Below are 15,013 nucleotides of genomic sequence, written 5' to 3' on the forward strand. Positions count from 1 at the left end.
ACAGAATGTGCCCGCCTCAACCAGAGGAGTCACCCATGAAATCGCAGACAATCGCGCCAAAACGCTGGTGGTATATCATGCCCATCGTGTTTATCACCTACAGTCTGGCGTATCTGGACCGGGCGAACTTTAGCTTCGCCTCTGCCGCAGGGATAAACGACGATCTCGGCATTACTAAAGGCATGTCATCGCTGCTGGGCGCCCTGTTCTTCCTTGGCTACTTCTTCTTCCAGATCCCCGGCGCGGTCTACGCCGAGCGCCGCAGCGTCAAGAAGCTGATCTTCTGGTGCCTGATCCTGTGGGGCGGCTGCGCCTCGCTGACCGGTATTGTCAGCAACATTCCAATGCTGGCGGCAATCCGTTTTGTACTGGGCGTGGTGGAAGCAGCAGTGATGCCGGCGATGCTGATCTACATCAGTAACTGGTTTACCAAATCTGAGCGCTCCCGCGCTAACACCTTCCTGATCCTTGGTAACCCGGTCACCGTGCTGTGGATGTCGGTGGTTTCTGGCTATCTGATCAACTCGTTCGGCTGGCGTGAGATGTTCATCATCGAAGGCTTCCCGGCGGTGATCTGGGCGATCGCCTGGTGGTTCCTGGTTCAGGATAAGCCGGCACAGGCCAAATGGATGAGCGATGAGGAGAAAGCGGCGCTGCAGGCGCAGCTGCAGAAAGAGCAGGAGAACATCAAAGCGGTGCGTAACTACAGCGAGGCGTTTCGCAATCGCAACGTGATTATCCTCTGCCTGCAATATTTCGCCTGGAGCATCGGCGTGTATGGCTTCGTACTGTGGCTGCCGTCGATTCTGCGTAATGGCACACAGATGGGCATGGTCGAGGCCGGCTGGCTGTCAGCGGTGCCCTATCTGGTGGCGACCATTGCGATGATTGTGGTGTCGTGGGCGTCGGACAAGACGCAAAACCGCAAACTGTTCGTCTGGCCGCTGCTGTTGATTGGTGCGCTGGCGTTCCTCGGTTCGTATCTGGTCGGCTCCAGCAACTTCTGGCTCTCTTATGCGTTGCTGGTGATCGCCGGCGGTGCGATGTATGCCCCTTATGGTCCCTTCTTCGCCATCATCCCGGAGATGCTGCCGCGCAACGTCTCGGGCGGTGCAATGGCGCTGATCAACAGTATGGGTGCGCTGGGTTCCTTCATCGGCTCGTGGATTGTAGGCTATCTTAATGGCGCGACCGGCAGCCCTGCCGCCTCTTACATCTTTATGGGTGCTGCGCTGCTGGCTTCGGTATGGCTGACGCTGATCGTCAAGCCGGCGGAGAACAAATCGCCGCCTTTTCCCGGCGCGAAGCCCGCTTAACAGCGCATCAACTCACTCCGGAGGCCTGGCGGCCTCCGCACTATTCTACAGGGAGCAACCGATGAAACCTGCTGTAATTCTGTACAAGAGTCTGCCCGATGATCTGCGTGCGAAACTGGATGACCACTTCAGCGTGACCGAAGTGAAGGATGTCTCGCCGGAAACGGTTAAACAGCATGCGGAGCAGTTTGCCTCTGCGCAGGGCCTGCTGGGCTCCGGCGGCAAAGTCGATGATGAACTGCTGGCCGCCATGCCGGCGCTACGCGCCTGCTCTACCGTCTCCGTGGGTTACGACAACTTTGACGTGGATGCACTCAATCAGCGTCACGTGCTGCTGATGCATACCCCAACCGTGCTGACGGAAACCGTGGCCGATACCATGATGGCGCTGGTGCTGAGCACCGCGCGTCGCGTTCCCGAGCTGGATAAATGGGTGAAAGCAGGTCAGTGGCAGAAGAGCGTTGGGCCTGCTGAATTTGGCATCGATGTGCATCATAAGACGCTGGGTATTCTCGGCATGGGCCGTATTGGCCTGGCGCTGGCGCAGCGTGCACACTTCGGTTTTGGCATGAACATCCTGTATAACGCGCGCCGTCAGCATGAAGAGGCGGAGAGCCGCTTTGGCGCACGCGCCTGCGATTTAGAGACCCTGCTGAAAGAGAGTGATTTTGTCTGCATCAGCCTGCCGCTGACCGAACAGACGCACCATATGATCGGCGCAGCGCAGCTTAAACTGATGAAGCCGAGCGCGATTCTGATCAACGCCGGACGCGGTCCGGTGGTGGATGAGCAGGCGCTGACGGCCGCGCTAAAGGACGGTACCCTGCACGCTGCCGGTCTGGATGTGTTTGAGGTTGAACCGGTGCCCGCCGATGCGGAGATCCTGACGTTGCCGAACGTGGTGGCGCTGCCGCATATCGGTTCGGCTACCCATGAAACCCGTTACGGCATGGCGCGTGACGCCGTGGATAACCTGATCGCGGCGCTGAACGGCAAGGTCGATAAAAACTGCGTTAATCCACAAATCCAGGCGTAACCGCCGCTCTTTAGCCATTGCGCCTGCCCGCAGCGGGCGCTATGGTGGTCTCCCATTCGCGATAACAAAATTTTTACCTCTTATGTCTTTTTCTCAGTTCGGCGATAAATTTACCCAACACACCGGCATCTCACGTCTGATGGAGGACATGGGAGAAGGTCTGCGTACGCCTGGCACCATTATGCTGGGCGGCGGCAATCCGGCGCAGATTCCGGCCATTGATGATTACTTCAGCCAGCTGCTGCTGCAGATGCATCAGGATGGCAAACTCAATGAGGCCCTGTGCAACTACGACGGTCCGCGCGGCAAAGCGCTGCTGCTGGATTCACTGGCGGCGCTGCTGCGTGACGAGCTGGACTGGCCGGTTACGCCGCAGAACATCGCCCTGACCAACGGCAGCCAGAGCGCGTTTTTCTATCTGTTTAACCTGTTCGCCGGTCGCGCGCCGATGGCAGTAAAAAGCGCGTGCTGTTCCCGCTGGCGCCGGAGTATCTTGGCTATGCCGATGCCGGACTGGAGGAGGATCTGTTTGTCTCTGCCCGGCCAACCATTGAGCTGCTGCCGGAAGGCCAGTTCAAATATCACGTCGATTTTGATCATCTGCCGCTGAATGACGACGTGGGTTTAATCTGCGTGTCGCGCCCCACCAACCCAACCGGCAATGTCATCACCGATGACGAGCTGCTGCAGCTGGATGCGCTGGCGCAGCAGCATAAGGTGCCGCTGCTGATCGATAACGCCTACGGCGTCCCCTTCCCCGGCATTATCTTCAGTGAAGCGCGCCCGCTGTGGAATCCCAACACTATCCTCTGTATGAGTCTGTCGAAGCTGGGCCTGCCGGGTGCGCGCTGCGGCATTATCGTGGCGGATGAGAAGACCATCGGCGCGATTGGCAATATGAACGGCATTATCAGCCTGGCTCCGGGCAGCATTGGTCCGTCCATCGCCAACGAGATGATTGTGCGCGGCGACCTGCTGCGCCTGTCTCAGGATGTGATTAAGCCGTTTTATCAGGCTAAAGTGAGCGAAACCATTGCCCTTCTGCGCCGCTATCTGCCGGAGGAGCGTTGTCTGATCCACAAGCCGGAAGGCGCCATCTTCCTGTGGCTGTGGTTCCGCGATCTGCCGATCACCACCGAGGCGCTGTATCAGCGGTTAAAAACTCGCGGCGTGCTGATGGTGCCCGGCCACTTCTTCTTCCCCGGTCTGGAGCAGGCGTGGCCGCATACGCATCAGTGCATGCGCATGAACTATGTACCGGATGCGGACCAGATTGAGCGCGCAGTACAGATTCTGGCCGAAGAGCTGGACAACGCATGGCAGGCTTAACCCGCCGTTAATGAGAGCTGGCACCACTGTGCCAGCTGGCGAATCGCCTCTTCCACCTCAGCATTCCAGCCAAAGCCGGCGTTAAGCCGGAAGCAGTGATCGTAGCGGTGATCGGTAGCAAAAATGTGCCCCGGCGCGATACCGATGCCGGCGTTGCGCGCTTTCAGAAACAGCGCGCGCACGTTCAGCGCCTGCGGCGGCATCTCAACCCACAGCACATAACCGCCCTCCGGCTCCGAGACGCGCGTGCCCGGCGGGAAGTAACGCAGCACGGCCTGACGCATGTGGTGGATCTGGTTTTTCAGCTCGCGCCGCAGCTTGCGCAGATGGGCATCATAGCCGCCGCTGCGCAGCAGTTCGGCAATCGCCGCCTGCGACAGCACCGACGTGCCCATGCTGGTGGTGTACTTTAGCGATGCGAGTTTGCGCATGTAATTGGCGCTGTGCACCCAGCCGATCCGGATACCGGGCGCGACGGTTTTTGAGAAGCCACTGCATAAAATGGCGTTGGGGCTAAAGGCACGCATCGGGAACGGGCGGCGCTCGCCGAATGCCGTATCGCCGAAGATATCATCCTCAATAATCACCACATCGTTCTCATCCGCCTGGCGGGCAATATAGGCTTTTTGTTCATTGGGAATGCTTTTTCCCAGCGGATTATTGATGTTGTTGATGGTGAGATACGCCTGGACGGCTTTGCGCTGAAACAGTCCGGTCAGCTTCGGAACGTTCACGTACCCTTCCGGTCCCGCTTCCACCTCAATGACGCGCAGATTGAGATTGTGCAGCATCTGCAGCAGCACAAAGTAGCAGGGCGACTCCACGGCCACGATATCGCCGGGGCGCGTGGTAGCGCGCAGCGCCAGCGAAATCGCTTCGATGCAGCCATTGGTGATCAAGATGTCATCTGCGCTGATGTTGCAGCCATACTCCACCGCACGCCGCGCAATTTCCGCCTTCAGCGGCCCATAGCCCGTCCCTTTCACCGTATTGCCCAGCAGCGCCGGTTTGCTGTAGCCCATCTGGCGCATCAGCAGGCCGATCTTCTTGACCGGATAGAGGGAGATATCACCGTTAGCGAGGTCAAGCCGCACGCGGCAGTCCGATCCCAGCATCGCCAGATGCAGTTCGGTCTGTTCATCCAGCGGCGCGACCTCACGCGGCTGCTCGCTGGCGGCTGCGGGTAGCTTCATCTCCAGCGGCTGCGGGGCGACAAAAAAACCGGATTTCGGGCGCGCCACTGCGTAGCGCTCATCCTCAAGCGTGCGTAATGTTTTCAGCGCGGTGGTCATGCTGACATTGTACTGCGTCGCCAGCGTGCGCACCGAGGGTAAACGGCTGTCGGGTGCCAGCGATCCGCTGTGAATGGCTTGTTTTATCTGCTCGGCGATCTGACGGTAGCGACTGCCCTGACTCTCCTGTTCACGCGTTTCATCCGTCATCTGTTCCACCCCATATCGTGCTGATCTGTGCATATCCAGCAGATTACATTCAAAGTACTTTAGGCTGCATCTGTTAATTCAGCCGCAGACATTCATTCCGTTGCACCTTCGTGGCCCCTTTTCCCGTCAGTTGCCGCCCGCACGGCAGCTGCGATTTTAATAGCCAAAGGATGAAGTGAAACATGAATAATCTGTCCACCATGATGAGAGAAATTGAAGGATATCTCACCCCTGCGATTATCGAATCAGCCCGCCGCTGCTCTCGCCGCCTGCTTGCCGCCTTGCCCAATCCTGAACATCCGGCCGAAAACCGCGTCCTGCTCGCCTATGGCGGCGGCAAAGACAGCAGCTATATGGTGGCATACGTACGTTACATTCAGGGTGTGATCTGGCAGCAGCGCGGCACCACTTTTCAGCTGCGCATCAGTACCAACCGCCATGCAGCAATGAACGACAGCGTGATGGAGAATATCGACCGCGTTTACCGCGCGCTGCATATTCACGATGACGACTTCACCGAGTGCCTGGTCACTGATGGCCTGCAGATTCGCCATTTTGCGCGCCATTTACCGATGCCCGACAGCGTACGCCAGCAGAATCGCAACGATGTGCTGATGAATGGCCACCGCTTCCGCGCTGACGCCCGCTCCACCTTCTGCAATGCCTGTAACCTGAGCATGGTGAACTCGTTTGGCCTGGCGGCCCACTACGCGGGCGGCGTCGACGTGATTATTACCGGCGACTCCCCGCAGGAGCAGACGGCTTATCTCGCCTGGGCACGCCACCTCTCCCGCCTGTTTGATGCGCCGGTTGCGGATAAATCACGCGGCTTTAGCGGCTTTCTGCACACGCTGGATGGCGTGGCTGAGCGCTACTTCGCGGAGATCTATGGCGCCGATCAGGTCACGCCGGCTCACCGCATTACGTGGCAGCTGGCGCGCGACCCGCTTTTTTTCAATATCTATCAGGACACCGCTTATGAGGCAGGCGCGCACTGGGCGCTGCTGACGGAGTTCATGCATTTCCGCTTCGATGCGCTGATGTTCAGCTTTTCCGAATCGGATTGCGGCAACCCCACGTTAATGGCACATATTCGCGGTCTGCGTGCGGAGACGCTGTTACAGCGCAGCTACGCCGAAGGCATTCGCGAATATGTGCGCTTTGCGCTCGGACTCATGCGGCAGAAAGATTTCCCGCCGCAGCTGATTGAGGAGATGGCCGCGCGTTATCAGGACGATGACGCCATTGCGCGCCAGCGCCAGCGTGCTGCGCAGTTTGCCCTGGCGGCATTTGACCTCAGCGAAACGCAGCTGGTGTGCATGATCTATTCGCCCTTTATCGCCGAAGGCCAGCAGCTGAAAGCCTGGCTGCAGCAGTTGCCTGACGCGCCGGACGAGAACCAGGTGCGTGCGCTGCTCTCCGGCGACAGCAGTGACCTGATGCTGGCACAGCAGCTGACGCAGCTCTCTGGCCTGACGCTGGCACAGATGCGCCACTGCTGGCGCAGCGCGCAGGTGAGTTCACTGCTGGACGGCACGCGCGGCGATGCGCTCTCCCGCGTGCTGCGTTTCGATCCCCATAAAGCAGTGATTCAGGTGAATAACGGTGCGGTGCAGGACATCGTCACTGAAGTGATCTCCGGGCGATAACCCGGTAAGGCGACGCGATGAGAAAGATTTTTCTGCAGATTGGTGCCACGCGCGACGGGCAGAACCCGTACTGCGCCGTGGCAAAGCGTGAAGGGTATTTCACCGTGCTGGCGGAGATGGGTGATTTTGTCGATTACCAGTCGCTTAGCCTCGCGCTGCCGTTCGATCAGATTGTGCGTCTCGATCGCCCGGAAAATCCGTGGGATGTGCTGCAGGCCTGCCTGCACGCCGGATTGCTGGAGCATCCGCAGGTGGTGCTGGCGGGTTTTGAGGCCTATAACGCCAGCGCCGGCCGCGTGCGCGAACTGCTGGCCGGACCGGATGCCGGCCCCTGCTTCATCCCGCCGGACAAATACGCCCAGCGCATGGCGCTGCGTAAAGCCTGTCCGCGCCTGCCGCAGCCGGAGTTCCGCTTCTTCGCCTCGCCGCTCAGCATCCGCGATGCGCGTGAAGCGCTGCTCTACCCCTGCGTTATCAAGCCGGTGGACGGCGGCGGCGGATTGGGCATCTGGCTGGTAGAGGAGGCCAGCCAGCTGGATGCGGCCATCGCGAAACTGCTTAACACCGTCAATTATGGCGGGCGCGGCTTTAGCGGCTTTATCGTTGAGAGCTGCCTTATCGGGGACGAATATTCGCTGCAGGGCGTCGTGAACAAGGGGCAAGCCGTGGCGCTCACCTGCTGTCAGAAGGTAATTGAGCACGCGATCGATGCTGCTGGCTGTATCAGTTTCTACGAATCCGGCCATGTAGCGATGGCCGCACAGCAGCTGCCCGCCGCGTTCGTCCGCCTGATGGACATCTGTTGCGAAACCTTTGGCTATCAGCGCGGCGCTTTTCATCTCGACTTCATCATGGTGAACGGCGAACCGCACTTCCTGGAGATGGGATTCCGGCTGTCTGGCATGGGCGTGGTGAATCTGGTGGAGGAGGTGACCGGCATCAACTGGGCGGATGTCGCCTTCCAGGTGGAGGCCGGACGCGGCATGCCTGTGCTGCACTTCCCGGAGCAGCCGCAGGCGATAGGCCGTTTGCGGCTGCGTCAGCGTTTACAGTACGACGCAGCGGAGCGCTGGATTATGCAGCATCAGCACGGCCAGCTGCTGCCGCCGCTTAATCTGCCCGCTCTTAACGTCTCACCCCGCTCATCGCTGTATGCCGATTTGACGCGCCACGCGGGCATCCTCGCCACGCTGCGGCTCAGCGGCGCCAGTCGCGATGACGTGCTGGACGCCTTTCATCACATTCTTGACGTTACCGATGTTGCCGCATGGAGAGATTTACTATGTGCAGAATGATTCTGGCACACGGCCAGTTTGATGCCTTAGCGGTACTGGAAGCTGCGCGCGCTATGAGCTGCGGCGAAACTGCCTGCCACGATGGCCCGATTAAACAGCACCCGAACGGCTGGGGGTGCCTGTGGCTGGAGCAGGGGCATATCCGCACGCTGCACGGCACCGGCACCTTTGCCGAGGCGCTTCCGGGCATTGAGGTGGATCGCCTGCGGCATAGCCGCTTTCTGGCGGTGCACGTGCGCCATGCGACGCTAAGCAAAAACCACGGCATCGAATTTTCTCACCCACTGTGGCGCACCAGCGGTGCAACGCAGTGGTACATGATGCATAACGGCTTTTTACCCACCGTCTATGCCCAACTGGGGATGGCGGAGTCGCGTTTTGATTCGGCGGAGTATCTGGAGTACATCGTGGATCGCGTTACCCCGGCCGATTTCACCCGCGATTATCTGCGCGGGAAAATGGCGCAGGTTGCGCCTGGCGGCAGCGCGGCCAATGCCATTTTTGTCACCCGTGAGAGAGCCTGGGCCTGGCAGTGGCATCCCGATGACACGCCCTATCCCGACTATTTCACCCTGCATCGTTGCCAGCAGAGCAACAGCACCTTTATCTCTTCTGAACCTGTTTTAACACTGGGCGCGGCGTCGCAATGGCACCGTATGAGCAACCATGAACTTCATGAAATTCCTTTTGGAGAGTGAACAGCATGGCCATATTCAATCAGATTCGCATCATCAATCCGCAGATGTTCGTAGAAAGCACCTGGCTGGACGATATCGTGACCGCACGCGTGCCGCTGCTGGTGCTGCGCAACTTCCTGACGCCGGCGATCCGCCACGCGGTGGTGAATGATTTGCAGCAGTGCCGTGAACAGGTGCGGGTGTCGCACTATCCCAACGGTGCACTGACCACGCTCGGCCCCTATCTGGCAAAGCACACCGCAGCGCCGGAAAACTACTTCACTGAGCTGCGCGATATTCAGCCGGCGTTGCCGGCATCGCTGCACACGCTGCGTGGCCAGATCTATGAGTGGGTACGGCATGCGCTGCGTCTGGAGAGTCTGCAAACCGCCAGCGAGCCCGGTTCAGGTGACTATGCCGGTTCAATCGTGCGCTTTCACGCCGACGGCGTCGCCAATCCCCTGCATAACGACAACATTGTCCGCGATGCCGCCGGCAGTGGTCTGGTCGTGACGAACATTCTGCACCAGCTGAGCTGCGTGGTCTGTTTACAGGAGTGCAACGCGGGGGGTGAGCTGCGCATCTTCAATAAAAAGTGGCAGGCCGCCGATGAGCGCTTCAAAACGCCGGGTGAACTCGGCTATCAGCGCGGCGTCGTGGAACAGAGTGAGATCTGTGAGTTCGCGCCGCGCAGTGGCGATATCTATCTGTTTAACCCTGCGTTTTACCACGAGATTGATCGCGTGGAGGGCGACACGCGTATCACCATGGGCTTTTTCTTTGGCCTGACCGACAAAAAAATGAAACACGCCATTGCCTGGAGCTGATCCGGCCTCGACGAGGAGATAAGCATGACAACCTATGACAACGTAATTGCACTGCTGGATGCGCACCAGGCCAGTTATCGCGTGACAGAGCACGAGGCAATTGGCCAGACCGACGTAATCAGTGCGATTCGCGGTAACGATCTCAATCAGGCCGCCAAAGCGATGGTGCTGGAAGTGACCATGCCGGAAGGCGCCGACGCACGCTACCTGCTGGCGATTGTCCCCGGCGACTGCAAAATCAACTTCAAGAGCGCCGCGCGCGCCATCGGCGGCAAAAAATCGAGCTTTGCCGCGCCAGAGAAAGCGCAGGCGCTGACCGGCTGCGTGATGGGGGCGGTCCCGCCATTCAGTTTTGATGATCGGCTGGCGCTGCGGGTGGACGAACGCCTGCGCGATGTAGGCACGCTGTGTTCAACGCAGGGGCTTTAGAGCGTTCCGTGGCGCTGGATGTGAAGGACTTTTTCCGGATTGTCGGTGAAACATGCTGCGCCGATATCGCCACACCGGTGACGGCAACGGCCTGATCGCGCAGTAAGGAAGAGCTATGTCAGTAAAAGATATGTTGTTAGCGCTGTGCGTGGTAGTGGCATGGGGCGTGAATTTTGTGGTGATCAAACTGGGCCTGCAGGGCATGCCGCCCTTTTTACTGGCGGGATTACGCTTTACCCTGGTGGCCTTCCCGGCCATCTTCTTTGTGCAGCGTCCGACGATTCCGCTACGCTGGCTGGTGGTGTATGGCATGACCATCAGTTTCGGTCAGTTTGCTTTTCTGTTCCTCGCCATCAAGCTGGGCATGCCCGCCGGACTGGCTTCGCTGGTACTGCAGGCGCAGGCGTTCTTTACCCTGCTGCTCGGCGCACTGCTGCTGGCGGAGAAACTGCGCTGGAACCATATCGCCGGCATTCTGGTGGCGACGCTGGGGATGTTTATGCTGGCAACCGCCGGTATGGAGGGTCAGACCACTGCCGGGATCACGCTGACGACGATGATGCTAACGCTGGCGGCGGCGCTATCCTGGGCGCTGGGCAATATCACCAACAAAATCATTCTGCGCAATCGTAAGGTGCCGGTGATGTCCCTGGTGGTCTGGAGCGCACTGGTGCCGATCGGGCCGTTTTTCGCCTGCTCGTGGTGGTTTGACGGCCAATCCGCCATCGTTACCAGCCTGCTGGAGATCTCTCTGCAGACGGTGCTGGCTCTGGTTTATCTGGCGTTTGTCGCCACCATCGTCGGCTACGCTATCTGGGGAAATCTGCTCAGCCGTTATGAGACCTGGCGCGTAGCACCGCTCTCTCTGCTGGTGCCGGTGGTGGGGATTCTCAGCGCGGCGCTGATTCTGGATGAGACGTTATCCGCGCAGGAGATCCTTGGTGCTTCAGTGATTATTTTCGGCCTGCTGGTGAATGTATTTGGCGGCATGGTGAGCCAGCGATTTCTGGTAAGAACCTGAGCCTTAGCGTTATATCGCCCATAAAAAACGCCGCATTGCTGCGGCGTTATGCTTCACTGCTTTATCCTTATTTCAGGATCTCAATCCGGCGCGGTTTCGCCTCTTCAGGGACGATGCGTTCCAGATCGATGCTTAACAGACCCAGTTCGAGACGCGCGTCGCGTACAACGATGTGATCGGCCAGCTGGAATTTGCGCTCAAAGTTGCGCTCGGCGATGCCCTGATACAGGTATTTACGCTCCTGTTGTTCTTCAGGATGCGCGCCGCGTACCACCAGCATGTTGTCATGGGCAGTGATGTCTAATTCGCTCTGGGCGAAACCTGCCACGGCAATGGTGATGCGATAGTGGTTCTCATCCACCAGCTCAACGTTATACGGAGGATAGCCGCCATTTGCCTGATTTTGGTTGGACTCAAGCAGGTTGAACAGACGGTCAAAACCAATAGCAGAACGATAAAGCGGAGAGAGATCAAAGTTACGCATAATAAGACTCCTGATAATCAGCAAGTTTTGGCAACCTTCCACCATGGACAGGTTGTCCGGCCCGCTGCGTCCCTTTCGGCGACAGCCGCGCGACCGTGATCTTAAGATGGGTGCCACGTGGTCGCTTTCAAGAGGTAATGCGTATTTTTTTGCAGCAATCCTGATGATTTGACATACACTCAGGAAACTCTTCATCTGTAAGGAGAGACATTGCCACAGAGCATGCAGACCGCAGATGACACACTTCAGCCAGGGCCACGCCATGACTGTAGGGATGATGATGATGAAAATGATGAAACGTGTTCCGTTCACTGGCCTGCTGATTTGCTGCGCCTGTGCGGCTTCGGGTTGTTCCAGCGTCATGTCGCATACCGGCGCCAGTCAGGGGTACTATCCTGGCACACGCGCCAGCGCGGAGATGCTGACCGATGACCAGACCAGCTGGGCGATGAAACCGCTGGCGCTGATCGATCTGCCGTTTTCGGCGGTGATGGATACGATTCTGCTGCCGTGGGACTACTTCCGCGCTGACGATGACAGAACCAAAGACTCACCGCGTGAGCGCGTATTGCAAAGCGAAAAAATGGCCGGCACGCAGGCCAGCCTTGCCACGGCGGCCTCTATGCCTGCGGAAGCGCACTGACGCTAAACAGCTGACGCCAGCCGTCAATATCACGCATATAGGCAATTTGCTGACCGTCTGGTGACCACACCACCGCATCACCAGACGGCGGCTGCTCGCTCCGCGCCGTCAGGCGAGTACACTGGCCGCTGGCCACCTCACAGCGCATTACGCTGTTATCACAAATAAATGCAATTGCTTCGCCATCCGGCTGCCAGCTAAAGGCCGACTGAATACTGCTGTTCAGCTGCGTAACCTGCCGGGGCTCTCCGCCATTGGGTGAAACTGTCCAGAGCTGAATCACATGCTTATCGTCTGCCAGTAAAAAGGCGATGGCGCTGCCGTCCGGTGAGGCGCGCAGCCAGTGGCGCGGCTGCAGCGCCAGCCCCTGCGTGTGGGTGATACGGCGCTGCTGTACGCCAGCGGGCGGTGCCGGCAATTTTTCCGCCGTGCCCTGCAGGGGCGCCGCACCCGCTTTCGCGTAGTCCGCCAGCGATGCCGGCAGATCTACCACAAAGACCTCCGGCACTTTTTCGCCTGCCGCATTACGCGTATCGCCGATAAAGGCGATAGCCCAGCGTTGCCAGCTGCCATCCGACCGCTGATACCCGCGATCGCCAATCCAGCACTCTTCATAGGCGCGATCGATCTGATCGCTGCCCGGCTGCGGATCGCGCTGCGTCTGGCTCACCAGCACACAGTAATGGCTGCCCTCATATTCACGCGGGTGCTGCTTCGGTGGACACACCGGATGCAGCGGCACGGCGACGCCCACGTTACGCAAATCGTCACGGACGTCCCGCTCATGCATGACGTGATCGTTATAGGTAAAGCTCAGGCGAGAGCCATCCGGGCTGAACACATGCACATGCGAACCGCCCCGCAGCGCGCCGGGCGTATAGGGCGCGGTGATGTCACAGGCGTCGAGGTTTTCGGCCATGCCCTGCTGCACAATCACGCCACGCCGGTGGTGAAAATCGTAGTGCCAGTGCGCATCGGGGTGCTCCGGGCCATGTATGCAAACGTAGCGCGGCGGCAGATCCGGACTGACGGTGACCACGCCAACGTGCGCGCCATCACGAGCCTGAAACAGCACCTCAACCGCGCCGGTTGCAACATTCACACGTTCAATGGTCAGGCTGGTGAACGACGCGCCGGAGGGTCGCACATCAAATGCCAGCCACTGGCTGTCGGCGGTCCAGACGTTGATATTGGTCAGCTGATGATGACGCGCTGTAAAGGTGAGTTGTTTTTCAGACATGAGGGCAACCTTGCTTCGGACTGTTGCCGAACAAACTACGCGATTCCGGGAGGACGTGCAGCAGATTTGCTGCTGTTAAGCGGTCGCCATCAACGGCGACCCTGCAGATGAAAGCCTGTCTCTGGTGCGCATTATCCCGCCCCAGAAACAGATCGCTACCCCACGCGTTTCACATCGCCGACCAGCAGGATATAGGAGAGCGCGCCGACCAGTGCCACGGCAGAGATATAGACCAGCGCCGGGGCGAAGCCGTAATCCTGTGCCAGATAGCCGACCACCAGCGGAACGGTGATGCCGCCCAGACCGCCGATAAAGTTAAACATACCGCCGGTCAGCCCGATTAACCGCACCGGGGCGAGCGAGGAGACCAGCGACCAGGTGATCGAGGCGAAGCCGTTACCGAAGAAGGCGATTGCCATTAGCGTCATAATCCACAGGGGATCGTCGGTGTAATTGGCACCCATGATGCAGGTGGAGATCAGCAAACCGCAAATGATTGGCATTTTACGCGCAAAACCAAGCGATCGGCCGCTGCGCACCAGTCGGTCAGCGACGATGCCGGAAAGAATCACTCCGACGAAGGCCGCCAGAAAGGGCACTGTCGTCATGAAGCCGGCAGTCAGCGCCGCGATATGCTTCTCCTGCGTCAGGTAGTTAGGGAACCAGGTGAGGAAGAACCATAGCGTAGACGTGACGGCAAACTGCCCGAGGTAGACGCCGCACAGCTTACGATGGAACACCAGTTTCCAGTCGGCAGCCGTCAGCTTTGTACGCGCCCTCCTCTCTGCTGGCGCATCGCCATCCACCATTGCGCCGCCTTCCCGGATGTAGTCCAGCTCGGCTTTGTTGATGCCTTTACTGTTTTTCGGCGCCTGATAGACCTTGATCCATACCAGTGACCAGATAATGCCAATGCCGCCAGTGATGATGAACACCCAGTGCCAGCTCAGCAACTCCTGAACCCAGATCAACAACGGCGTAAGAAACGCCAGCCCGACGAATTGTCCGGAGGTATAAAAACCGACCGCCGACGCGCGCTCCTGCTCCGGGAACCAGCTGGTCACCAGGCGGTTATTGGTCGGAAAGGCCGGTGCTTCAAATACGCCGGTAATGGCACGTAAACCGATCAGCGATAAGAGTCCGGTGGCAAACCCCTGAAATAACGTTGCGATTGACCAGCCGAGAATAGCAATAAAATAGGTAACGCGTGAGCCAACGCGATCGAGAAACCAGCCACCCGGAATCTGGCAGAGAGTATATAACCAGGCAAAAGCGGAGAAAACATAACCCATTTCCGCTTTGGTAATACCAAACTCCGCCTGAATATGCGCAGAGGCAACGGCTAAATTTGCGCGATCGACATAACAGATAACAACGGTAATAAAGATCATCAGCAGCGTAATATAGCGGCGCCGCGTTGGTTTGGCCTGAACAGCAGAGAGTTCCATGGTGCATCTCCGTAGGGTGCGCCTGGCACAGGGCGTGCAGAAACGCCTGGCGCGGCACAGGGTAAGATTATCGAATATCAAACCGTTAAAACGGTAATGTTGCGCAGCGCGCTTCAGACGTAATAAAGCGCGCCGCCAGGGTAAAGTCGTGCTGGCCGGGTTTTATTTTTTACCAGC

The 15,013-nt window shown here is 58.7% G+C and carries 12 protein-coding genes and 2 pseudogenes; 10 read left to right on the forward strand and 4 right to left on the reverse strand.

The genetic code is table 11. From position 1 onward, the window contains the following. Positions 1-35 precede the first annotated feature (35 nt). The 3 genes and pseudogenes from HA48_RS02370 (at position 36) to HA48_RS02380 (ending at position 3,681) form a co-directional block, all read left to right on the forward strand. Positions 36-1,316, forward strand: a complete 1,281-nt coding sequence (locus HA48_RS02370) for an MFS transporter (protein ID WP_128599610.1) — start codon at positions 36-38, stop codon at positions 1,314-1,316. 61 nt (positions 1,317-1,377) lie between these two features. Next, complete coding sequence (ghrB, locus tag HA48_RS02375; RefSeq protein ID WP_128599611.1) at positions 1,378-2,352, forward strand: glyoxylate/hydroxypyruvate reductase GhrB; 975 nt, start codon at positions 1,378-1,380, stop codon at positions 2,350-2,352. An 82-nt stretch (positions 2,353-2,434) separates the two neighbouring features. Continuing rightward, a pseudogene (locus HA48_RS02380) lies at positions 2,435-3,681 on the forward strand (valine--pyruvate transaminase). On the opposite strand, the gene HA48_RS02385 reads toward HA48_RS02380, so the two are convergent. After that, complete coding sequence (locus tag HA48_RS02385; protein ID WP_128599612.1) at positions 3,678-5,123, reverse strand: aminotransferase-like domain-containing protein; 1,446 nt, start codon at positions 5,121-5,123, stop codon at positions 3,678-3,680. The pseudogene HA48_RS02380 and the gene HA48_RS02385 overlap by 4 nt on opposite strands. 182 nt (positions 5,124-5,305) lie before the next feature. Here HA48_RS02385 and HA48_RS02390 point away from each other — a divergent pair, with 182 nt between their 5' ends. The 6 genes and pseudogenes from HA48_RS02390 (at position 5,306) to HA48_RS02415 (ending at position 11,021) form a co-directional block, all read left to right on the forward strand. Next, positions 5,306-6,772 carry a hypothetical protein gene (locus HA48_RS02390; protein ID WP_128599613.1) on the forward strand — a complete coding sequence of 489 codons (1,467 nt, stop codon included), beginning with the start codon at positions 5,306-5,308 and terminating at the stop codon, positions 6,770-6,772. A gap of 17 nt (positions 6,773-6,789) precedes the next feature. Continuing rightward, positions 6,790-8,067, forward strand: coding sequence for an ATP-grasp domain-containing protein (locus HA48_RS02395; protein WP_128599614.1), 1,278 nt, complete (start codon positions 6,790-6,792; stop codon positions 8,065-8,067). Then, complete coding sequence (locus HA48_RS02400) at positions 8,055-8,765, forward strand: class II glutamine amidotransferase (RefSeq protein WP_128599615.1); 711 nt, start codon at positions 8,055-8,057, stop codon at positions 8,763-8,765. Before HA48_RS02395 ends, HA48_RS02400 begins: the two co-directional genes overlap by 13 nt. 5 nt (positions 8,766-8,770) lie before the next feature. Further along, positions 8,771-9,571: a 2OG-Fe(II)-dependent halogenase WelO5 family protein gene (locus tag HA48_RS02405; protein ID WP_128599616.1), complete on the forward strand. Its 801-nt coding sequence runs from the start codon at positions 8,771-8,773 to the stop codon at positions 9,569-9,571. A gap of 24 nt (positions 9,572-9,595) precedes the next feature. Continuing rightward, positions 9,596-10,095, forward strand: a pseudogene (locus tag HA48_RS02410) (YbaK/EbsC family protein). A 20-nt stretch (positions 10,096-10,115) separates the two neighbouring features. After that, complete coding sequence (locus HA48_RS02415; RefSeq protein ID WP_128599617.1) at positions 10,116-11,021, forward strand: EamA family transporter; 906 nt, start codon at positions 10,116-10,118, stop codon at positions 11,019-11,021. Between the two features lie 67 nt (positions 11,022-11,088). Here HA48_RS02415 and ibpA read toward each other — a convergent pair whose 3' ends face one another. Further along, positions 11,089-11,505 (reverse strand): small heat shock chaperone IbpA, encoded by a 417-nt coding sequence (ibpA, locus tag HA48_RS02420; protein ID WP_010617843.1) that lies wholly within the window; start codon positions 11,503-11,505, stop codon positions 11,089-11,091. Between the two features lie 283 nt (positions 11,506-11,788). On the opposite strand from ibpA, the gene HA48_RS02425 reads away from it, so the two are divergent. Beyond that, the gene (locus HA48_RS02425) at positions 11,789-12,148 is read left to right on the forward strand and encodes a YceK/YidQ family lipoprotein (protein ID WP_128599671.1); all 360 of its coding nucleotides are present in this window, start codon (positions 11,789-11,791) and stop codon (positions 12,146-12,148) included. On the opposite strand, the gene HA48_RS02430 is transcribed toward HA48_RS02425, so the two are convergent. Both HA48_RS02430 and HA48_RS02435 read right to left on the reverse strand, forming a co-directional pair. Beyond that, complete coding sequence (locus tag HA48_RS02430) at positions 12,126-13,388, reverse strand: YidR family protein (protein WP_128599618.1); 1,263 nt, start codon at positions 13,386-13,388, stop codon at positions 12,126-12,128. The genes HA48_RS02425 and HA48_RS02430 overlap by 23 nt on opposite strands. Before the next feature lie 155 nt (positions 13,389-13,543). Beyond that, entirely contained in the window at positions 13,544-14,836 is a 1,293-nt protein-coding gene (locus HA48_RS02435) for an MFS transporter (RefSeq protein WP_128599619.1), read from the reverse strand. Positions 14,837-15,013 lie beyond the last annotated feature (177 nt).

The organism is Pantoea wallisii (genome assembly GCF_002095485.1).
In the GTDB taxonomy this organism is placed as follows: domain Bacteria; phylum Pseudomonadota; class Gammaproteobacteria; order Enterobacterales; family Enterobacteriaceae; genus Pantoea; species Pantoea wallisii.